This is a genomic window from Pantoea sp. KPR_PJ, from assembly GCF_041386365.1.
Taxonomy (GTDB): domain Bacteria; phylum Pseudomonadota; class Gammaproteobacteria; order Enterobacterales; family Enterobacteriaceae; genus Pantoea.
Genome location: NZ_JABMIK010000002.1, coordinates 550574 through 573500 on the forward strand (window position 1 = coordinate 550574; position 22927 = coordinate 573500).

Annotated in this window: 16 protein-coding genes; all 16 read right to left on the bottom strand. The window is 54.0% G+C overall.

Annotated elements, in window-relative coordinates:
• Positions 1-9: 9 nt before the first annotated feature.
• Complete coding sequence (tssA, locus tag HP564_RS07275; RefSeq protein WP_371241583.1) at positions 10-1605, bottom strand: type VI secretion system protein TssA; 1596 nt, start codon at positions 1603-1605, stop codon at positions 10-12.
• Positions 1605-4823 (bottom strand): ImcF-related family protein, encoded by a 3219-nt coding sequence (locus HP564_RS07280; RefSeq protein WP_371241585.1) that lies wholly within the window; start codon positions 4821-4823, stop codon positions 1605-1607. Before HP564_RS07280 ends, tssA begins: the two co-directional genes overlap by 1 nt.
• 181 nt (positions 4824-5004) lie before the next feature.
• Entirely contained in the window at positions 5005-6165 is a 1161-nt protein-coding gene (locus HP564_RS07285; protein WP_371241587.1) for a hypothetical protein, read from the bottom strand.
• A 3-nt stretch (positions 6166-6168) separates the two neighbouring features.
• The gene (locus HP564_RS07290) at positions 6169-6435 is read right to left on the bottom strand and encodes a PAAR domain-containing protein (protein WP_371241589.1); all 267 of its coding nucleotides are present in this window, start codon (positions 6433-6435) and stop codon (positions 6169-6171) included.
• 27 nt (positions 6436-6462) lie between these two features.
• Positions 6463-7233, bottom strand: a complete 771-nt coding sequence (locus HP564_RS07295; RefSeq protein ID WP_371241591.1) for a hypothetical protein — start codon at positions 7231-7233, stop codon at positions 6463-6465.
• On the bottom strand, positions 7226-9247 hold the full coding sequence (locus tag HP564_RS07300; protein ID WP_371241593.1) for a lipase family protein: 2022 nt from the start codon (positions 9245-9247) through the stop codon (positions 7226-7228). The genes HP564_RS07295 and HP564_RS07300 overlap by 8 nt, the downstream gene beginning before the upstream one ends.
• 1 nt (position 9248) lies before the next feature.
• Positions 9249-11789 carry a type VI secretion system Vgr family protein gene (locus tag HP564_RS07305; RefSeq protein ID WP_371241595.1) on the bottom strand — a complete coding sequence of 847 codons (2541 nt, stop codon included), beginning with the start codon at positions 11787-11789 and terminating at the stop codon, positions 9249-9251.
• A gap of 287 nt (positions 11790-12076) precedes the next feature.
• Positions 12077-12580: a putative T6SS immunity periplasmic lipoprotein gene (locus HP564_RS07310; RefSeq protein ID WP_371241597.1), complete on the bottom strand. Its 504-nt coding sequence runs from the start codon at positions 12578-12580 to the stop codon at positions 12077-12079.
• Positions 12574-13128, bottom strand: coding sequence for a type IV secretion protein Rhs (locus tag HP564_RS07315; protein ID WP_371241599.1), 555 nt, complete (start codon positions 13126-13128; stop codon positions 12574-12576). The genes HP564_RS07310 and HP564_RS07315 overlap by 7 nt, the downstream gene beginning before the upstream one ends.
• Positions 13121-15760 (bottom strand): type VI secretion system ATPase TssH, encoded by a 2640-nt coding sequence (gene tssH, locus HP564_RS07320; protein ID WP_371241602.1) that lies wholly within the window; start codon positions 15758-15760, stop codon positions 13121-13123. The genes HP564_RS07315 and tssH overlap by 8 nt, the downstream gene beginning before the upstream one ends.
• Positions 15761-15931: 171 nt before the next feature.
• On the bottom strand, positions 15932-16423 hold the full coding sequence (gene hcp, locus HP564_RS07325) for a type VI secretion system effector Hcp (RefSeq protein WP_371242014.1): 492 nt from the start codon (positions 16421-16423) through the stop codon (positions 15932-15934).
• Between the two features lie 4 nt (positions 16424-16427).
• A complete protein-coding gene (locus HP564_RS07330) occupies positions 16428-18152 on the bottom strand; it encodes an OmpA family protein (RefSeq protein ID WP_371241604.1) in 1725 nt (574 codons plus the stop codon).
• Positions 18153-18155: 3 nt separating this feature from the next.
• Positions 18156-18809 carry a type VI secretion system protein TssL, short form gene (gene tssL / locus HP564_RS07335; RefSeq protein WP_371241606.1) on the bottom strand — a complete coding sequence of 218 codons (654 nt, stop codon included), beginning with the start codon at positions 18807-18809 and terminating at the stop codon, positions 18156-18158.
• Entirely contained in the window at positions 18806-20143 is a 1338-nt protein-coding gene (gene tssK / locus HP564_RS07340; protein WP_371241608.1) for a type VI secretion system baseplate subunit TssK, read from the bottom strand. The genes tssL and tssK overlap by 4 nt, the downstream gene beginning before the upstream one ends.
• Positions 20144-20161: 18 nt before the next feature.
• Positions 20162-21709: a type VI secretion system contractile sheath large subunit gene (gene tssC / locus HP564_RS07345; RefSeq protein ID WP_371241610.1), complete on the bottom strand. Its 1548-nt coding sequence runs from the start codon at positions 21707-21709 to the stop codon at positions 20162-20164.
• Between the two features lie 33 nt (positions 21710-21742).
• Entirely contained in the window at positions 21743-22240 is a 498-nt protein-coding gene (tssB, locus tag HP564_RS07350) for a type VI secretion system contractile sheath small subunit (RefSeq protein ID WP_371241612.1), read from the bottom strand.
• Positions 22241-22927: the final 687 nt, after the last annotated feature.

Genomic DNA, 22927 nt, shown 5'->3' on the forward strand with positions numbered 1-22927 from the left:
CCTGTGGATTTAACCGCAAAGCACGGCGGCACGAGCTGGATCGACGGCGATCAGTCCGGCAAGTAACTGGTCCATTACCGGTGTAAGGCGGGCCTTTTCAGCCTCGCTGCGACCGGCTTTCAGGCGCAGGAGTTTCAGATGGCGGGCCTGCACCTCGAACAGCAGCTCAGGCTCCCAGTCACTGAGGGTTACTTCTCTTGCACGTTCACCCAGTTCTGCAAACAGGTGCACCGCCAGGTCATTTTTACCGTACTGCTCAGCAATGCGCCCCATCAGCAGACGCAACAGCCACTTCTGACGATCGGTGGTCATGCCCGGCCGGGTCTGCAACCAGCCCAGCGCGGCATCCGGGCCTTCACTGTCCGCCAGCACCACGGCTTCCGGCTCCAGCGCCAGAATGTCATCGTTACCGGCGGTAGCCGGGGCTGATGGCGTATCGTTGTCCCACCCACCAGTGGTATCAATCACGCTATTCTGGATCCAGTTCAGCGTCACTTCGTCCGCAAACGGTGTACCGTCACTGAACGCCAGTGTCTCCAGCCCGGACAGGCGCGACAGCAGCCCTTTCAGATCAGCCGCGACAATGTCAGCCAGCGTCTCCTGACCGGATTTCGTCAACGCCTGGTGGATATACCACTGCAAATCCAGCCACAGGTGATTGGCACCGCGCGAAAATATGCTGTCGGCCGTTTCCAGCATTTCCGCCCAGTTCTGCTGCAGGTAGAGACGTTTGAGTAACGCGCGTTGATCCGCCCTTGGCGGCTCAATGCGTGTGCGCCCCTGCGCATCCGGGGCAGGAATGGCCCGCAGGGTGTCGTGCCGCAGGCTTTTCATCAGATGGTGTGCTGACAGCCAGCCGTCCGGCTGCTCGCGCAGATATTCAGTAAGGGTGCGGGCCTGGGCCAGCAAATCCTGACCGGAGGTGATGCGTCCGATTGACGGGGCATCACTGTGGCTGGCAGCCGAAGGCGTTTCACTGGTACTGGCGTTCTGCGGTACCACCGCATCCACGCCGCCCGCTTTCTGCAGACGACTTTCCAGCACGCTATAAAGCGCATTGAGTTCGGGACGGGTTTCATCCGGCTCATTCTCAATAAGCTGTGATATCAGCAGCAGCGCACCAGTGGTTCGCATCGCATCGATCCTGACCACTTCCGGGTACAGGGAAAGCGAGTCGGTCATGCGCGACCCGGCAAGCCATTCCAGTGCCACCTTACGGCTGCGGTCACGCTGCGGGTGCAACTGTGGTCCAAAGCGCTCCAGCAGACCGGCCAGCAACTCGAGTCCTTCGGCCAGCCCCTGCTCACCTTCGCGGTGTAGCTTCGCCCAGCAGTAGTATGTTGCCACACGGATATCTTTTGCAGTCGTGGTCAGCAGCTTCTCTGCCAGCCGGCAAATGAGTTCGGTATCCGCACCGGAGAGTTTATTGACCTCCTCGCGCATCTGCTGGAAGTCATCGTCATAGCCCGGGTCTTCACCAACAGGCGATGAGCCGGACAGCGGCTGCAGCCAGCTTTCCCACTGCGCCACACGTTCACGGGTTGCTACAAGCAATGGTTCCTGTTCTGTCTGGCAGGCACTGAGTAAGGCATTGAGCGTGCTCATCAGTAAACCTCCGCTACATCAATGTTCGCACTGGCGACCTGGCCTGATGGTGCAACTCCGGTCGTGCTGAAGATGGTTTCCGGCAGACGGAAATTGCGCAGTTTCAGCAGCGCCAGCGGACCCTCGCCGGCTTCGGTACGCAGGGTATAATTGAGCGTACGACCATCCTGTGCCTTCCAGCTCAGGCTGTAGCTGCTGCCCACGCCCGGATACGCTTTCACGCTGGCTTTATCGAGCAGGCGAATCAGCCCCCAGCTACCCGGAATATCGGCGTACTGACGGGTCCCAGCCTGCGTGCTAATCCAGCTCAGGTTGGCCCCCGGGGCTTCAGTATCAGCAGGCCAGGTGAACCGCTTCCATACTGGCATCTGGTTCACATAGGTCAGCTTCTGGCTGTCGATAATTATGTCGGTCTGCATCACCCCATCGGCGGTGCCCGGGCGCAGTTCAAAGTGCATACCAGCATTGCCTTCGGTGAAGGCCACATCCGAGATGTGACTCAGGGTGTTAATGGCGTTGAGGAACGCCGGGTTAAAGGCGAGGCCCTGCGAGTTGATGCTGTCAGGTACCCAGTGGTTGCCCTCTTTGTGCAGCACGCCTTTGAGGCGGGTCTGCAGGAACTGGGCAATACGCCCGGAATCCGCGTTGAGATATCTGGCCAGCAGCGGCAGGGACACATCGCTGCTGGAATTACTGAAGGGATAGCGGCCACCAAAGGCGCTGTTCCACTCCGCCGCCACTGCCTGCAGCCACTGGGCGTTCAGGCTGTTGGCGGCTGGGGTCAGCACCTGCTGCCAGGCCTGCTCCATCGGCTGCACAAACACCGTGCGGCCGAAGCCGCTCCACTCCTGGCCGAATCCGGCGGCAATGAGGCTGCCGTAGTCACGGGTTTCGGTCAGGTCAACCGCTTTACCCTGGAATACGGTCTGGACAATGGTCTGGGTCATAGCCTGAGGGTCAGCGGCATTAGTCACCTGCTGCAGGCGCAGACGAACCTGCGTCACGCGGGTCAGGTACGACTGCAGGCTCAGCGCCTGCGCACCGGTGTTACTTTTATCCATCAGCGCCAGTACCGGACCAAAGGTTGCATCCAGCGGGCCGTGAACGCCGGCACGCTGGTCAATGGCATCCTGGTTGACACCACCGAGCAGATTCTTTGCTGATTTAACCAGAGAATCCGAAATCGCCTCGCCGGTTTGCCCGGTGCGTCCCTGCACATTCAGGGTGTTCATGAGCGCCACCAGAGGTGACTGGCGCACGTCGGCCATCAGGGTCAGCTGGTCAATGGAATCCGACAGCGTCGCGGCCCGGTTCCAGCGCAGGCTGTTGAGGAACGCCAGCCACGCACCACCGAAATCAGCGAAGTAACGTTCCGTCAGACGCTTTTTCAGCGCTTCCGGCGAGGTCTCGTCCTGTTTATTCACCTGACGCTTGCTGTCAGTGAGCACCCAGTCGAGCTCGTCCCGGCGCGCCTTCACCACCTTCTCGATGGCAGGCTGCACGGCCTGCTCCCAGGCCTGGCGGGTGAACATCCCCGGCACGATTTCCGTGGTGCTGAACAGACGCGCAGCATCGGTATCACCGGTCATATCGTCAAGACGCATATCGACATACAGGTGAACCACCTGGGATAGCATCTTCTGGTAGAGGGTCGATTCACTGTTACGCACGCCCATCAGGCGAACCAGCAGGGAGCGCGCCTGGCTGACCATGCCCTCATCAGCACGGAGCTTCCACTCCGGATGCGTGACCAGCTGCACACCATAGAACGACAGCAGCGACGGTGCTACGCCCTGCCAGATGCCATCCTTCACGCCGTCACGTTTTGGCCAGTGACGAAGCAGCGCCGAACTGAACCAGGCGGCATCCATATATTCCGGACGCGCCAGCATCAGGTAGAGCTTGAGCTGCTCCCGGGTGGTTTTTGCCATCTGCTCACGCAGCGGGCTACCCGGTGGCAGGTCATTAAAGACATTTAGCCGGGTCTGCAGGTGGTCAGCGGCAGCATCCCGCAACAGCGGCAGTGCGTTGTCCTGATAGCGTGGCCAGAGTGCTGCCAGCAGGGCATTGTTCTGGCTCAGCCCGGCCTTCTCGTACCACGGCACGCCATGCTCAGAGCGGTACTGCAGACGGGCCAGGGTTTTCTGAAGTTCAGACAGCGCGTGCAGGCGCTGCTCAAGCGGCTGATTCTGTCGGGCGGCAAGTTCGGCCAGGGCATTCGCATCAGCAATCTGGCTGCGGTTGGTGACATACGCGATGCCCATCCACGCAGCCCAGCCCACCATCACCAGAGCAGCAACTGACGCAAACACTTTACGCCCCAGAACGCCCGGCTTGCGAGGACGCAGTCCGGCAGGAAGCGTGCGGACAGACTCAGGCAAAACATCCCAGCGCTTATCCATGCCCCAGTGGTGCGGCACGGCACGCTCTGCACTGGCTGAAGGCTGACTGAACACCACACCGGCCAGCGGCAGCGGGCGATACGGATTGAGCATCTCCGATAGCAGCGCGGTCACGCTTTCCGGCTCACGAATGAGCTGGTCGGCAAGCGTCAGCAGGAAGTTGTGTTTCACATCATCACAGGTCTGCTGCAGCCCACGGGACGTCAGGTCCGGCGTCAGGGCAGTAAGGTGCTCTGCCAGGCCTTCCGCAGTACATCTGTCAGGCAGCAGACACCCCGCCGCCTGCACAACGCGCCCTTCCGGCTTACCAGCCCGCAGATGCAGGGACCAGACGTACAGGGGAAGTTTCCAGCCCAGCATTTCCATACGCGCGCTGATGGCATGAGACAGGGAATCCATGGTGCTTTCAGACGGTACCGGTAGCGGCTGCTCCAGCCCAGGCGCTGAGAACTGGTCAAAGGCCGAGGTGACCCACACCAGGCCATCCACCGGGCGGCGGCGCAGTTTGCGCAGCGCGGTCAGCCAGGCACTGTTGGCTGGGGTATTGAAGTCACCGCCCCACAGCAACAGCGTGCCGCGATCTTCCTGCCAGAGTTGAGCCGTAAGGCCTGGGGTCAGTTGTTCCACCTCTTCAGCGGTGCCGGTTATCAGCAGAATGCGTGTTTTACGCCCCCAGCGACGACCGTAGAGGTTACGCATGGCGTCACGGATGGTATCAACGGTGACATTGCGTGGCGGAGTCCGGGCAACTCTTGATTCATCAGAAGGCAACGCATTGTTCTTCTGTTCCCGCCAGCGATGATATCTTTCCTTCATAAACCGGAACATAAACGGCGTATAGAAAACAATCAGCAGGACTATCCATACGGCAACAAATGCAAGCACTTGCTTCAGTCGGGTATCAAGGCCATACGTGGGACCAAAATGCAGGATCAAGGCCACTATAATCGCTGAGATGCAGGCTATTATGCCGGCAAGCCCCCCTCTGCTCCATGTACTACCCGGCATCATTACTTTCACTCCCTGAGGTAACAGTACTGACAAAACGATCAGCACCTGAGGTAAACAACCCTAAAACAGGTTTGTTGCTGACGGACACAATGTCGGCCAGTAATGTGGCTAGAAGCCACGCACTCCCGGCCCCTGGAATACCGTTATATTTTTCCAGTACATCAATTTCCTGGGGCACCCACGGTGTCAGATGTGATTGAGACGCGGTCATTAGATCAGCAAACCCATCATTCCAGTGCCCGTAATCACAGAACACGTTTGATGTCTGGCAGGCGATCGTTTGTGTTTCGAGGAACAACCCCATATCAGCCCTGAAATTTGTCATGTCCAGCGGCATCGGTCGCAATATGCGGGCGGAGTGTGAAAGCTGGTATTTTTCAGCAACATCATCGCTGGTAAGTACCATCGCTGCGAGTGCATCGGAATACTGTTCAGCTCCCTGATTCTGCAATATCAGGATCAAATCAATATCGAAAACGGGATTTTTTAGACGCTTCTCGATCCAGACAAAAGAAAAGGCTTCAAAACATGAGATCGAACCTGTTAGCTCACGCCCAGGATAAATTTTTCCCCATGATTTGTGAAACCGGGTCTCGAAGTCTGACGAAATCATGTCGCTCACAATAGTGACGTTGAATGGTACTGTCGCAGGCAGCATTGATATCGCCTCTTGTACACTGGCCAGCCCCATTTCGAGCAAGGAGGTGGAATTCACCGATTGCGCATCAAAATGGCAGGTCAGTGAAAGAAATTGCGGAGCATCTGCAGCATCTGATTTAGCTATGGCGTCAGAGGTCACTCCGGAAGGTAGCAATATGCTGCTTCCAATTACGGCAAGATAACGTCCAGCCCAGGCTTCCCACTGTTGCTGTCCGTATTCAGCTTCCTTCTGCAAAAACTGATGTTCATTGACTGCTCTTCCCCACAGCCATCCCCGCAAACAAAACAGAAAAAACCAGCCAAGAACCGGGCTGGATGCCAGCCACCAGATATTAAATGCAGCCAGAGCCTTAATCATGCCTGACGCATGCAGGATAAACAGCAACCCCCCCACAACTGCGGCAACAACTCCTGCTAACAGCCATCCAATAAATGATGGCTCAGGAGGCAACTCTATTGTTGTTGCTTTCGTCCTTTCCCAGCCCATTGATTATCCTACTGTGCTGTTCTGAGCACTTGAAATTGCAGTACAACCGCACTGACATTTGCAGCCATCGACGACAACAGCCCGACCGTTAAATGTCCGGTGCGGAGATCCTTCAACAATGGGGTTTGTTCCGTGCCCTTCTCCAGGGCAACTGACCATATCTCCAACTAAGGCCACTTTTTTCCCGTCGACAGTAATATTGGAAGAGGCAGAGATGACTTTTCCACCGTGAGAAGTTTTGTCACCAAGCAAAACCATGCCTTTTGTCATGTTGAACCCTCGAAAAAAATAAAAAAATCATTTAACTTTCATTTTATCGATCTTATCAAAATCAGGAAACACAGTGTCATCGGATATAACACTGCCATCTGGATATATTATTTTAGCGTGAACACCTTTGATCTTTTTTTCAGGCTCAATGTATCTAATTATTTTACTTTCATCCAATAACGGCTCAAATTTTATATCATTTACATTAGTAACCTGATTTAAAATAAAGTCATGTCGACCTAAAAGAGTTAAGTCATTCCTATTACGAATTAATTTCCACTCTATTATATATGGATAATATTTTGGAGATAAATTTAAATCACCAAAAGTTGCAGTATACTGCCCGTTTCTGGAGGCATCATTATCAAAAGCGAGCGACATCCCCACCGCCGTACCAGGAACAAGATCTTTGCCAAGATGTGTCGCGTCTATATACTCGATACCTAAATTGACTGCACTCAACGTCCATTTACATAAACCACCACCAGTCATAGCAACTTTTGCTTTCCAGATATCCCCGCTACCTTGCTGCATGGGGATCCCAATAACGTTATAGCTTGGCTTGGTGATAACTGAGCCATCAAATCCACTGATTCTTTTTTTCATGCATTCATGCGAGATGTATCTGACCTCAAGTGGAATCGGTTTCGTGTACTGAGAAGGGTTTTTTACTTCAAAATTAACCCATTTTGTATCCGCCGGTGGAGATAACGTCTTGTTAACGGCTTGGCTAACACTGCATCCTGCAGAGGAAAACAACACCAGGGAAAGCAGAATAATTTTTGATTGATTATACATTTTCCATTACCTCTTCTCCATATTGAGCAAACCGCAAAAGCGTATCATTGCCAGACGGCATAGATAATGTTGGAGTCAGCGACGCTCCCAGCAAGCCTTCGACATTAAGAAACATTTCATTTCTGGATAATTCATCAGTCGGTATATCATTTTTATTTTCTGCCATCTGCTCCCTGAATGAATCAACATTATACATATGCTCAGTAAATGTGCGTTTTTCTACTATACCGGCGTTATCAATCAACTCTAACACCTTGTTATACATATAAGGCATATAGGACGTCATAAAGTGTTCAAAAATATTTATATTACCTCCCCTGTCTGGGTTGCTGCCTTTAGGGAAGAAATCATTTAAATCCGATTGCGTCAATGACGCTTTAAAATCTTTCTGTTTCTTCCCGGCCTGTTGCATCTCTTGTTCCGCCAGAGCGGGCACCAGATAAAGCTTAGCCTTTATTGGAAGTGGATTTCTGATGGTAATACACCCTGCAGGAGTTGGGAGAGCCCTCTTACACTCATTCCATTCCCGGCTCTGTGTGGCTGTAAGAAAGGCAACCGTATTGCCGTGGTGCCAGAAGCAGTCTCCCCAGGCAACCATCTGGTAAGCGAGAAGCTCACCCAATGACCAGAAAAAGCCCAGCGTTCCACCAAACCATCCCCATAATTTATATAACTCGTTATCAAGGTTGGCTTCTGCTGGTACGGCTGGAATAGGATCATTATCATTCACATGACGGTAATGGGTAATCTCCGACAATTGCATCACTGCATCACGTGTAAAAGTTCGTGGCATTCCGTAAGTATGAAGAACTGGATTAACATTCTTTAACTTTACCGAATGAATTAATGCCAGCGCGCCCCCTAAGCTATGACCACAAATAAATAGCTCACGCTCACCTGCTAATTGTTCAAATTTTGAAACTTCTTTACTAAATTTTTTTTCAACTCTGTTATATCCACTCCAGAACCCAGTATGCACTTTCCCAGCAGGTAGTAACGGAGTGCATTGCGTTTTATCTATATCGCATAATCCTGATTTTACCGGCCTAAACGCAAGATCCGTTCCTACATCAAACAAGCTGGCCGTTCCACGCCAAGCAACAATCAACTTATCCTCGTTATAAACATAATAAAGCTGCGTATCACCGTCTGCTTTTGTTGTAGCAGTATCATCCTGTGCCTGTAATGTTCCAAGTGAGCCCTTCTCGTCTACCTTAGGAGAAGTATCACGCGAGGTATCCATAAACACCGGGGGATAATACCGCTTACTATAGGGAACATCCTGTACTAACATATTCCATGCTGAACCGTCTTTATAAAATTGAGGTAAGCGGGATAGATCCTGGCACTGGTTAATGAAAAAGCGTGTAATTGACACCGTATCCAGAGTACTGTCATCTGCATAGGCAAGCGTTGCTGCTGCCCCAAGGTTAATTCCATTCGCAATGGAATAGTCCTTTTGATGATGCAGAACAAGCTCCCATGCTCTGAAAGGGCATATTTCTATTACATGACGCTTTTCAAGTTCATTCGTTCGGAATTTAAATCCTTTAAATGCTGTATTTGCAGGAAAGTGGTAAGCAGGTAACATTTCCCCAGGTCTTAATTCCAGGATTGGTGAACTCTGACAAAGCTCACCAATAACGGCATAATGCCAGGTATACTCTTTCTCTTCAGCTTCAGGACGCACAATAGAATCATTTTCCGCATCGCGACTAACGCGTAAAGCACGTTTTTCCATTTCCGTAGCCAGCTGATTGCCATCTAACGTCAGCCTCAGCTCCAGACCGTGCGTCATGTCGACCCTGATTAGCCCGTCAGCATCGCTCTGACCAGAATAAGTGAATCCCTCCACCGGCCCGGAAACAGGATGAGCACTTTCAACAGTCCATGGCATATTCGCCACAGGTTCGCCCTGCTCATCAACCAGTTGAAATTCTACCCAGTAGGGCTTCTGCTCTTCGCATGGAGCATGGGGGTTTTTACGGTAGAGTGAGGATACAGCTATAGTCATTTTATTCGCCCTCCTGGCTATCAGCTATATTTCGCGGATATTCGATTTTTAACTGCGATGGCATAGACGTAAATATTGGAGAAGTCTCTCCTTCTGCACCGGAAATGCCCTCATAAACCTCCCCTTCAGCCGTTGTAATTTTATATGTGGTGAAAGGCTTTACTGCTCCGCTGGCTGATAACGTCGTGGTAAACCCTTCGCTGTATCCTTTCGGGAAAGTCACCGGTGGTGTATCCAGCGTTGCAGGACCTGTCTGATTAACATTTGCCGCTTTCAGCAAAATATTCCCCGGACATCCCAGCTCAATATTCCCGCCACTCAGTTTTATATAAGCGCCACCACAACCTAAAATCAGCTCCTTACTGGCATTCACCTTCACACTTCCCTGACCACTGGCGACAGTGATGTCCTGTAATGCAGAGACATTCATGGCATCAGCTTGTGCCTGAATATCAACCTTCCCTGCCCCGGCATACATTTTCATTCCTGCCGCCTGCGCAAACAAACTTACAGCCTCGCTTGCCGCTACAGTGAATGATTGCCCGGTGCTGATATCCGTGTTTTTACCTGCCATGAGGCCAATACTTGCCCCGCCTGAAGCAAGCCGGACAGCCTCAGGACTGAGAATGCCTATTCCAGCGGGAGCACTGGCCAGCAATCCTGGCATTTTCAGATATTTCAGTGAGCTGTTTAGCGTCTTTTGGCTGTCGATGTCAGATACTGTTGCCTGTGCCCCTTTCGCAGCGGCCTGGAGGCTTCTTGCCAGCGTGAGTGCATGCTCCAGTTGTTCTACAGCCCTGTCCATTTCAAGCATTTTACTGCCGACGTCAGGCTGAGCATCTGCAGTAAGCAGAATGCCCTTACCACCACGAACGCTGACCCAGTCGTTAGTGCGCAACTCTGCCCCTTCACCACGAAGAACCCTGGAAGCATTGACGTTGTGCCCTAAATTCAGTTGGGTCTTACCCCCGTATTCGGTACTGAGCTTAATGTGCTCTTCGCCGCGCTTGTCCTCCATCCGCAGCTTGTTCAGGCCAGCTGTGCGGATAACGTTACGCGTGCTGTTCAGTTCAGTGACAGGGTCAACGTGGCGGGAGTCATGCATCGCATGAGCAATATACGGACGATCGGGATCACCTTCGTGGAAAGCAATAGCGACTTCAGTACCCTGGATCAGCGGGAAGTGGAAGCCGTACTTGTCCCCGCCGTAAGGCCTGGCAAAGCGCACCGGCATGCTTTCCATGCCCTGCTTTTTGTCATCACGATCGGCATCGAACTTCACCCGGTACATGCCGGATGCATCCTGCCAGGCATAGATATCGTTTTCCCTGGCGCTGGTCACGCGTGCCGTCAGGGTGCCGCTGACCACCGGGCGCTTTTTAGCCGCGGGACGCCAGCAGCGGTTCTCGTAGTACGGCATTCCCTCCCACGTCACAACCAGGGCATCTTTACGGCTGGCTATATAGCCCGTGCGGGTAAGGATGATGCCGTTGTCCGTTTCTGATGGCAGTGTTGACGGTACAACATGCTCACTGATGGTCAGCACCTGGGCCGGAGAAAGCAGGGCGTCATTACTGCAGCCACTGATAGTCGTCTGACTGGACAGAAAACGCTCGTGCTCAAGGCGCGCCCAGAAGTTGCCGGTTTCCGCCGTCGGAGTGATTTTGTCGCCACGCTCAAGGTGACGCGGCAGGTAGTGATAAACCTCACCGTAGGTCACACCGTCACCGTCGCCACGGGTCATGTCCGCCGGTACAGAGGCCAGGACATTCTGGGCTTCACGGTGATTGTAATCACTGGCGATAACAGAGCGCTCAACCACGTTCTGTCGGACGTTAACTCCCCATACAGAGTCCGCTGCATTGTCACTCATTCCCGATGGCCTGCTGAGTGGCAGCGACTTACCGAACGTCCATGCACTCTGCCTGTCTGCGAAATGCACCACTTCGGTCTGCGTGTCGGGCTGAAGGGTGAAGAAGTAGAAAATTCCCACTTCGGCCAGCAGACGCTCAATGAACGAGAGGTCGTTTTCCTTGTACTGGTTAATCTGTTCGCGCTTCGGATAGTCGGCTTTGAGGGTGAACTCATACTCCCAGCCTTTCAGGCCATGCTCCTGCAATACTTCGGCGACGACTTCCGGCACCGACCTGTTGACAAAAAAGCGGTGGGTACGGAATTGCTTGCGCAGCAAAGACAGGAACGGCTCAATAATAATCTGGTACGTTGCCTGGTCACGTGAGCCACTGATACGCTTAAAATGCGTCACCACACCATGAACCACTTTCTGCCCGGTCAGGCCCATCAGAGGCCCGGTCCCCATGGTCAGCGTGGCAGGTTTGATCAACAGTTGAGCTGAATTAATATTCTGATCGCTGCTGGTAAAGACAATCTGATAGTAATAAAGCTCACTCATGAACTCCTTACCGCTGAAATTCTCCACATCGATATCTGCCGTGCAGGACGGAATATGCAGGCGGTAGCGGTTAAGTCCGCCTTCAGTTAGCGCAGACAGGGGGTTCTTCAGCGTATCTGTCAGACTCATGATTTTGACTCCATGGGATAACCTGCTGTCCATGACTGTATTGCCAACAGGCAAGTAGCAGGTTTAATCAGGGGTACTCAGCGAGTATAAAAAGGTGATTGTGACTTCCGCTCAGACAGCACAAAAGGCTTCTGAAAGATAGCCACAGCAACAATTAGCCAGAAGAGGTAAAAAATTAGTGCCCGCAGGGTCTTTGGGCACCCCCCCCAAAAAAAACCGTAACAGCCCTTATAGATCCTAATAAAATCTGAATGCATTTAGCCATAAGCTTTCAAAATCATTAAAACTCAATACTGACAGTTTCCAGTAACGATAGAATAAGATGATTTGGAATCCTTATCACGACAATAGGGCAAAAATATTTCCCTTTGCGTTGGCGTTACATTGAAAATACGCCCTTTGTCAACTTCAAGAGTTACGACAAAATTTCGAGGCCGCTTAGGATTTTTTTTTGATTTCATAACATATTCAATTATGAACTGTCCTTTATCCGGAAACTGATAAAAAGACGGGGGAATGCATAACCTTCCATTATTAACCGTAAGGTTCGGTGAAAAATCATAATTTTTTTCTTTTGAAGGAGTTCCTCGAATATTAACCCCCATATCTACAGGCTGATAATCCTGCGCATTTGTAATATTCATACAAACACTAGAGCCTTCTTTACTGACAATAGCAGTTTCATCAAAATGCATTCTGTCTCCTGGTCCCGGACATCCTGTAAGAGTCATCAGGCACACAGCAGAAACAAAAAAAACCTTTACTTTACGAAAATAATTTATGTTCACCATGGAAATCCCTTCAATGCAATTTGATATCCTTCGCGAATAACTGATTCAGAAATATCACCATCGAGAGTTACATCCGGATACCTGTTAATTTCGAGCTTGTTCCATATTTCATAACCGAATGACTGTAGAACGAAACTGTCAGCAATAATCTGTGCTTGCTGTTCCAGCGAATACTCACTCAATATGCGGCCATCAAGAGTATAACGATAACTAACCAGCCAGCTAATCAATCCTCGACCGATAACATTCATCCCTCTCGCCCGCTGCCATACGTGGCTCATTTCGTGGATAAACAAATGTTGTAATTCATCTGTTGACTGTGAAAAATCATCTCTATATTCCTTTTGGAAATAAATCTCACCATTCGGAGTCATCGCCGTATGTTCATCCTGTAAATTGAAAGGAAGATAGCTCTCTCTGTGGATCCATACTTTTGAATAATCAATGGTGGATAGAAAAACAGATTGTGCCAGCTGTCTCTCACCCGTTGCGAGTAGTCTGACACCACCCTTTTTAATTCTGAACTCATCCTGCGTTTCATTACTCATTTGCAAACACCAGCTCAACTCCGACATCATCACTCCACCCCAGCGTCAGTGAAGTCGGTTTCTGTTTCGCAGCCATGTGGGTCAGCAGCTGTTGACTCAGCACCGGCAGAATTTGTTGATTGAGCAGACTGTCGACGTTACGTGCGCCGGTGTCCGGCAACAGGCAGGCGGTGGTGAGTGCGTCGTACAGGCTCTCATCTATCTGCGTGGTCAGACCGTAGTGACGGTTCAGTCGCTTGCTGACCTGTGCGAGTTTCATCTCAACGATGGTGCGCATCGCAGCTTCCGCCAGAGGACGGTAAATCACGGTCTGGAAGCGGGCCAGCAGCGCGGGCTGGAAGTGGTCGCGCAGGATCGGACGCAGCCGTTCCTGCAGGTCGCCTTCGGTGGCCTCCGGCTGTTCGTCAAGCAGTTGCATCAGGTGATCGCTGCCGAGGTTGGAGGTCATGAGGATGACGGTATTGCGAAAGTCGATTTCGCGCCCTTCGCCGTCGCGCATAAAGCCGCGGTCGAAGACCTGATAGAACAGGTTCATGACGTCACGGTGTGCTTTTTCCACCTCATCGAGCAGCACCACGCTATACGGGCGCTTACGTACCGCTTCGGTGAGAATGCCGCCCTGACCGTAACCCACGTAACCCGGAGGCGAGCCTTTCAGCTGTGAAACGGTGTGCGGCTCCTGGTACTCGGACAGGTTGATGGTGATGAGGGATTTCTCACCACCGTACAGCACGTCCGCCAGCGCCAGTGCGGTTTCGGTCTTACCGACGCCACTCGGGCCAACCAGCAAAAACACACCCTGCGGTCCATTCTCGGACGTGAGGCCCGTTTTCGCTGCACGCAGGCGCCGGGCGATGGCGGTCAACGCCACGTCCTGCCCGACCACGCGCTTGCCGATTTCGTTTTCGAGTGTCAGCAGTTCGGTCTGTTCATCTTTCATCAGGGAGGACAGCGGCACGCCGGTCCAGTCGGCAATCACGTTGGCAACCATACGGATATCCACATCCGGCCGGATAAGTGCACCGTCCTGCTGCAGAAAATTCAGCTGTTGCTGCAGGGTGTGAATATCTGCCTGACGACTGATGTCCTGACGGCAGGCTATCAGCTCCCCGACCAGCTGGCGCTCTACCTCAAGACGGGCTTCCTGCGTTTTCAGCTCCGATTCAAGCTCCGTACGCAACGTGTCAATGACTGCCAGCCGGTCACCGTGTGACGATGCTCCTGCGGCAATGTCCTCCAGCAAGTCCTGTGTTTCCATCCCAAGCGCTATCAGACGGGATTTCAGGCGTACAATGGCTTCCGGCACGGTATCAAGACTCATGCGCACTCGCGCAGCGGCGGTATCCAGCAAATCAACAGCCTTGTCCGGCAGCTGGCGGCCGGTCAGGTAGCGACGGGACAGGGTGACCGCCGCACGGACCGCATCGTCAGTGATGTGCACGTTATGGTGTCCGGCGTAACGGGATTTGAGACCGCGCAGCATCAGACACGCGGTGTCGTCGTCCGGCTCGTCCACTTTCACCATCTGGAAACGACGCTCCAGGGCAGCATCGCGCTCAAAGTACTGCTTGTATTCAGACCAGGTGGTGGCCGCGATAGTACGCAGTTCCCCACGCGCCAGGGCCGGTTTCAGCAGGTTGGCTGCATCTGCACCGCCCGCCTGGTTGCCGGCGCCGATGATGGTGTGGGCTTCATCGATAAACAGCAGAATCGGCAACGGCGACTGCTGCACCGCATCGATGACGTTTTTCAGGCGCTGTTCAAATTCACCCTTCACACCTGCACCCGCCTGCAACAGGCCAAGGTCGAGGGTGCGCAGAATAACCGGCTTCAGGCTTTCCGGAACGTTACCTTCTGCGATACGTAAAGCCAGACCTTCCACCAGCGCCGTTTTGCCGACGCCTGGTTCACCCACCAGAATCGGGTTGTTCTTACGACGGCGCGAGAGAATGTCCACCATCTGGCGGATTTCAGTATCTCGACCAAAGACCGGGTCGATTTTGCCTTCTCTGGCTTTGGCGGTGACATCGAGCGTGAATTTATCCAGCGCGTTCTGCAGGGCCGGGCTGAGTTCGCCTTCTTTCAGTTCTGCACCGACCGGACGGCCGACAAACTCCACCTCGCCACCGTGGCTCTGCGCCAGCTCAGCTTCCTGCTGCACGTCCGGGCGTTCATCCGACTGTGCGTCGAGCAGAGGACGCAGACGCTCCAGCTGGCTCTGACCTAATGTGAGCAACGGCCACAGGCCATCGCAGCGCACCAGGTTCTGTTTCTCCACCAGGGCCATCAACAGGTGCTGGCTTCGGATGTGTTCTTCACCGTTCAGCGAGGCAATCAGCCAGGCCTCCTGCATCAGGGTCTGAATGGCGTCAGACAACTGCGGGCGACGGCGAACCGAGCGCGGCTGTTTATCCAGCCAGCCCAGCAAATCCTGCCACAGCGCATCCATATCCCACTCGTAGCGACGCGCCAGCACCGTCAGATCACCTTCTCCCTGCTCAAGCAGTTTCAGCAGCCAGTGCTCAGGCAAAATTTCCGCGTGAGCACGGGTCTGACAAAGCGAAGCCGCTCCTTCCATCGCACGGGCACAGTAAGGGTTCAGACGTCGCAGCAGGATGGCTGGATTTTCCATGAAGTTCTCTCTTTGTCGGTTCCTGGACACGCTACCGCCCCTCGCTGTTTCCCGTGAAGGGGACCAAAGCGCATACGGTCGGCTGGCAGATTGTGGGTTCTTTGCTGAAGCCCGCGTTCTGCAGACGTTCAGCAAAAAAAAGCGGACAGAGAAGCTCTGCCCGCTTGCAACTTAAGCAGTGGCGCGTTCGTTCCAGGAATCGGAATGAATGATGTTGCCGTCTTTGTAGGTCCAGGTGATTTTTTCGTAACGCAGCTCAATCTGCTCAAGGTGGTTATGCTTCTCGTAAGCAGGATCCTTGATGTCGTGCATCACCGGATTCACCTTCACTACCTTCACGTTCTCAAGCTTCGTGTTGAAGTACTCCACCTCCTGGCCCGCATCGTTGATTTTGTACCACCTGAATTCTGCAGACTTAAGTGTCTGCCCGGTGGTCACTGCCTTGTACAGATAGGGGCTGGAGGAGTCGATCTCCTTGGTGAACAGGAACGGGGTATGGATACGGGTGCCGGTCAGCTTGCCGGTGTTATTGTCGGTCGGGATGTACAGGTTATGCTGCTGTGCAACCACTTCGATACTGCCGTCACGATCCTGAACGTCCACAGACCCTTTGATGTCCGCGCCGCCGTCGTCTTTCAGCCAAAGATAAACAGGAATTGCCATGGAATTACTCTCCATTGTGTTGTGATGCGCCATCATCCTGCGATGACGCCTGGGTGTGGCCCGGTATCTGACAGGCGTTCACCTGCGGTACCAGACTGATTTCGACACGGCGGTTGAGCGCACGGCCCTCTGGGGTGTCATTGGTTGCGATCGGACGGCTTGCGCCATAGCCCTGCACCGCAAAACAGCTTTCCGGGACATCACCGGTGTCACGCATCCAGTCGCGCACCGCTTCGGCACGTTTCAGGGACAGCGTCTGATTCAGTTGCGGATTGCCGGTGTTATCGGTATGGCCGGACATGACAATCAGCCAGCCCGGCTTCGCTTTGATACCGACCAGTGAATTCACCAGCATTCTGGTGGCCCCCGTTTTCAGCACGGATTTGCCCGAATCGAACAGCGACATGCTGTCAAGACGAAGGGTTTTCGGGCCCTGAATGATTTTCTTGATGACCGGTGGCGGCGGTGGTGGCGCGGCCCAGTCACTGACGGCGGCCTCAACAGGCGGCACCAGGCGCAGCCCCTGATACAGACCCAGGCGATAACGCAGTGGCTCCCCGCGACGCGCCCAGTCATCCAGCAATGCGCCATCGGCACGGAGGCGCTGCTGCGCCCGCAGTTTCGGGGCCACAGGCTTCCCCGTCAGCTGGTGATACAACGCAAGGTGATCGCCCACATTACGGATAAGGCGCTGGTTGTTCATCCAGGACGCCAGCATGGCCAGCGCGAGGAAAACCCCACCCAGTAATCCGGCATAGCGCCAGAACACCATTCTGTGGCTCACGCCACGGTGGCGCGGTAACGCCGACAACAGCAGTTCAGGCAGCGGCAGTGGCTCGAGGGTGACAACGGCATCCGGTGGCAGCGCCGTCATGGAAGTGATGTGCTGTTGCCAGAGATTGCCCGCGATACCGCTTACCGGCACCATGCACATCCCCTGCACGCAGGGCTTCATCACCGGCAGCTCTCCCTGGCGTACCGACAGCAGGTCATTCACCGCGATACTCTGCCAGGCAAGCAGGCTGTCCAGCCACAGCCCCTGACTCAGACGGGAAAGTCGCCCGTCAGATCCACTTTCCCGGGCCCACTCCGTCAGTGGCACATTGCCCTGACCGGGTTGATATACCTGAATGCCGCTTCGCTGGCTGACCGTGGTAAACCAGACGGGCTCTGCCTCCGCGCAGGCCACGGGGGGCGATACCCAGGTCACGGTCCACAGTGGGGGGATGGTGCCAAATGCCATGCGGCACTGGACGACAGCACGCTGCCAGCCCCGCAGAGACTGCGTAAAATCATCACCGGATGTGTGCTGCTCAGGCACCACCGCCAGCATGATCGAGATTTGCGATACCAGGGCTGGACGCACCAGACTCAGGTGCTGGGCCAGGAGTGGCAGCTGTTCCGCATTCTTCACCCACAGATACCAGCCCTGCCGGGTTTCCCGGTGACGGGAACGGGACACAAACAGCGGAGCGTTGTCGCCACAAACGAGGAGCACCGCCCCCTGAAAATCTTCCGGCGGCAGGTTTTCATCCACAATTTCCCGGACAGCGGTGGTCCGCGCCTGCGCAGCCCGTCGCTGACGCCAGAACATCGCCCCGGACACCAGCACAACCAGCAGGCTGAGTGCCACACGGCTGCCGGTGGACAGTGGCCAGAATCCCAGAATGAGCCACAGCGCCAGTACGCCCCCCAGGGCAGTGAACAGACCTTGGTACGCATCCCGCATCGCTTACCCCGGCCTGACAGTCTGGCTTACTAGGTCGGTAAGTGAAGACGAAAGGTAGAACCACAACGCCACCAGGGCGACTGTGGCCACAACCCAGGTCAGCCAGTACCCATAACGACCAGTGCGGAGGCGTGATGCCCGGGCTACAATGGGGACGTCCTGTGCCAGCGTAAAGGCCGGCACCCGTTCTGCGAGCGCGCGAACAATATCTTCCCGACGCTCATCATCCTGCGCGCGATATTGCCCCACAAATCCCAGCTGCAGGGTTCGGTACATGCAGGTCAGGACGGCGGCGTCAGGGGCGGTTTCTTTCAGCAGGTTGCGGATCCGTTCCCACAGCTCCTCACCGGCATTGAGGGTGCCAAAGAAGCGTGCCTGCAGCGGATCACGGCGCCAGGTCAGGTAACCATCATCGGTGGTTCCCCGGTTCATTACGCTCTCATCAAGCAGTGCACACAGGGCATACACCATATGGTCACGACTGATGTCGCTGTAACCTGCCTCCGTGAGCGCCGCTTTCGCCTCCTGCACCAGACGACAGGCCCGGCGATAGAGCCCTTCCCCGTCCCGGACTTCCTGGCCGCCGCGCAACTGGCTGGCCATCAGCCAGCCCGGATAGAAGATACGTTCTGTCTGGCTGAGTTCGGATTTATTCATGAGCGCAGCACCGCAAAGAGTTCCAGATTCACCTCCCCTAGTGAGCGCGGGGTATAGAAGGTGCAGCTTCCCGCTTCCAGCATCGCCCGCGCTGCCTCACTACTCAAATCCAGTGAAAAGTACTGGTTTTCAAGGCGCAGCGGGATAGCGGCCGGTACGTGGGGCAGCGGCTTGATAACCATCCCGCTCAGAGCCACATTCACCACATCAGAAACATCATCAAAGCTGCCCGCTTTACACAGCTGCGGGAATTTCGTCTGAAGCTCATGATTCGGCATGGAAGAGCGTACGGAAAGGTAGAAGTCTGCCCCTTCGCGCAGACGCGCATCGTGCAGGGCACCTTTCCAGATCTGGTCCCGGTGCTCGAGGTGGATACTCACCACCCGTGACGGCAGGCTCGCTTCCAGCAGCTTGTCGAGCAGTGCCAGCAACGGCGGGAAGACCTGCTCCGGTGCAGCGTGCTGATAAGCTGGAATATCGCCGGCGTCGTGCTTCAGTGAGAAGGTCAGCAGACTGCCGGCCAGACGGCTCAGTTCGCGGTAAAGCAGTTCCGGGTGACGCTCCGGTGTCTGCAGCAGTTCCGTCAGCACCGGCTCGGCGCTGTTGAGGGCATTGAGCAGCCAGAACAGGGAGACATCGGCGACGGCAAAGTCGGCCATCCGCTCATTGCTTTCGCGGCGCATGGACATCAGGCGACGGCGGCGGACCTGCAGACGAACCAGCAGGTCACCCAGTTCGGTGGCAAGCCACGGACTGGCAGCAACGGACAGCATCGGCGGGATAAAGGATGGGTCCCGGCTCCACTGCCCCTGCGCATTAGGCACCAGACGGGCAACCGGACAGGTCAGGTATGCCGCGTTTTCCTGGCTGGACAGACGCAGGGCCAGTGCATGACGCAAAATCGCGAGTTCTCCGCTTTCATGCCCTGCCAGCTCCTGCACCACCACACGCTCAGCTTTCCAGCGACGCGGGCGTTCACAGTCCCGTCCGTTATCAAGGTTGCCACCGCTGGCGCTCAGCAGCGGCAGTGCGGCAACCACCTCAACAGCCTCAACACCATTTGCGACGGATAAATCACAGACCGGCGGAAGATTGTCCGCCAGATCCGTGTCAACAATCGTGCCATCCTGGAACCGCACCACCAGACGGGTGGCATTCAGGCGTGAGAGCGCAAGCGCGGCATCGTCAAATTCTGCCGCCACCACGCCCCAGGGATGAGAAACCCCCATCCGGGCGACCATAGCGGCAACGTGTTCATTCCAGCGGACCTGCTGCTGGAACTGCTGCGGGGCCAGAGCGGCCCCATCCTCCCAAAGTGGGCGGTAAATTTTCATCCCTGATTTCCCCTCGCCTTACGATTTGGCCTTCGGCATCCGGGAAACCAGTGACAGGTTGACGTCCATGCCTTCTACCTGAAAGTGCGGCACGGCGTACAGCTTCACGCGGAAGAAGCCTGGGTTGTCTTCCATGTCTTCTATCACCACTTTCGCATCGCGCAGCGGATGAGAAGCCTGCAGCTCGTCGCCCGGATCGGTCATTTCGGTCACCAGACTGCGCACCCAGGTGTTGAGTTCCAGCTCCAGCAAACGACGATCTTTTGTCGTGCCGATGTTTTCGCGCTGAATCAGTTTCAGGTAGTGCGCGATGCGCGACAGCAGGAAGATGTACGGCAGGCGGGCATTAATGCGGCTGTTGGCCGTGGCATCTGCGGTGTCGTACAGTGCCGGTTTTTGGGTTGAGTTCGCCGAGAAGAAACATGCATAGTCGCGGTTTTTGTAGTAGGAGAGCGGGATGAAGCCGAGGTTAGCAAATTCAAATTCGCGGGTTTCCGGGATCATCACCTCTGACGGGATTTTCACCTGATTGCCGGTGCCCAGATCGTACAGATGAATAGGCAAGTCCTGCACGGCACCGCCGGCCTGCGGACCCCGAATCTGTACGCACCAGCCGTTGTTGATGAAGCTGCGTACCATATTGGATGCAAAGGCAAACGAGGCGTGGGTCCACAGGTATTTGTCGTGATCCGGGCCTTTCACTTCTTCCACGTAGTTAAAGCTACGCACCGGCACAGTATCCGGGCCATACGGCAGGCGGCCCAGCACGCGCGGCATTACCAGACCGATATAGCGCGCATCGTTCGTCTCACGGAAAGATTTCCACTTAATATACTCAGCGCGGTCAAAGTAATTGCCGATATCTTTAATGGCCGCTACTTCCTCCATTGACTCCTTGAGGAAGAATGTCGGGCCGGCAGAGCCGATAAAGGGCATATGGGCTGCGGCAGAGACTTTAGAGATGTTGCGCAGCAGCGCGATATCCTGCGCAGAGGCATCAAATTCGTAGGCAGAAATCAGCGCGGCAATCGGCTCTCCACCCGGTGTGTCATACTCATCGATATAGGTATGTTTATACAGGCCACTCTGGATAATTTCCGGGCTGTCTTCAAAGTCCTGACGCAGTTCTTCTTTAGACATATCCAGCAACTCGACCTTCACGTTCTGACGGAAATCGGTTTTGTCGACCAGCGATTTCACGCCGCGCCACAGACTCTCCACCGCCTGGAATTCTTCGCTGTGCATCACCGCATCCAGCTGACGGCTAATCTGGTAGTCCAGCTCCGCGATATGGTGGTCAATCAGGTTTTTGTCGAGTTTTTCAACTTTTGAGCCCGATTTTTTCAGGCACTCCAGGAACACCTGCATTCCCGCCGTTAAACGTTCATCCGCAGTTGCATCCGACATTGCCTGCGCGTCCTGCCAGATATCCAGCGCACTCAGCTCAGACACCGGGCTCAGATTAATTTTTTCAAACAGAGACGCATAAATCCCGCCTGCAGCAGGACGTTCCAGCACCACGCTTTCGCCATCAGTCGTATTCTCATTTTTTACAGACATCAGCATCTTCCTTTTTAATCCGTTCAATCATCGTGACCGTTATGGCTGTTTAGGCGCCAGGGCTGAAAGCTCGGCTCTGAGTTCTGCGCTTAATGCCGGGTCGAGCAGGATTTTTTCCAGCTCTTTTCGGAAGGCCTGGTTATCCAGTAAATTGGCTTTTAAATCGCGTAGCAGGTTACGCATGGCCAGCATCGCTTTAAGCTGAGGGATCTGGCGAACCACGTGTTCAGGCATGAAATCTTTCATATCGCGAAAGATCAGACTGATATTTTCCTCACCGCCCTCACTGGCCAGAGTATTATTAATTGAAAAATTTATTTTTGGAGAATATTCAGAAAGCACGTTGTTAAAGTTATCCTTGTTAACGTTTACCTTCCTTCGCTCCGACAGCGACGAGATATCCTGTCCGTGGCTGAAATCACCCGCAACCAGTAATTTCAGAGGCAGCTCAGTTTTTTTACTGGCACCGCCGGTATGTAAATCCAGTTTCAGATTAATACGTGCTTTAGGTACTTCACTCTGGAAGCTGTCCGACATTCCTCTGTCCCTCGTTTAATCGCTGTGTGGTTTGGATATAAGCACCTACGGGCGGGAATAATAGAGCGACTGTCTTTCTACAATCAAATGAGAATCACTGGACGTAAAATTAGAATTATCCCAAAAAGAACAAGATGCCATAATTGCGACAGCGATCGCGCTTTAATTAATTGCCCTGACTTTTTATCCTCTCAAAAATATAAATTTCGCAAATCATGGCATGGACAAAATTTTGTAATGAGAAAACCATTCATTGAGACAAGTCAAAAAAAATCAATTTATACATACTGCATATTGCGGAAATTTAGAGGAATAGCGCCTGTCCGCGCCCTGCGGCTTAACTGACGCAGTCAAAAGAGGTCTTATCCGACATGAAAATCTGCTTCACTTTTTTAATCGCCTGTTTTTTCCAGCGAACGCAACCGTGCGAATAACCGAGTCGCCAAAAAAAAATAGCCCCATTTGAGTCTGCTTTTTTACCAGGCAAGATTCAGACGAACAGGTTAATTCAGGGTATTTAGCATAAAGGCTGCCTGCTGAAAAAAGGCAACTCTGGACGGCACAGGAAGACGAACATAGCCTGCCTGAGCATGTTTACAGGATGAGAAAAGTCCAGCCTGCCCGGATGTAAAGTCCAGCTGGCTCGCGTAGCAGGTAATAATCTGCGCGCTTTGGCCTTGCCGTTTT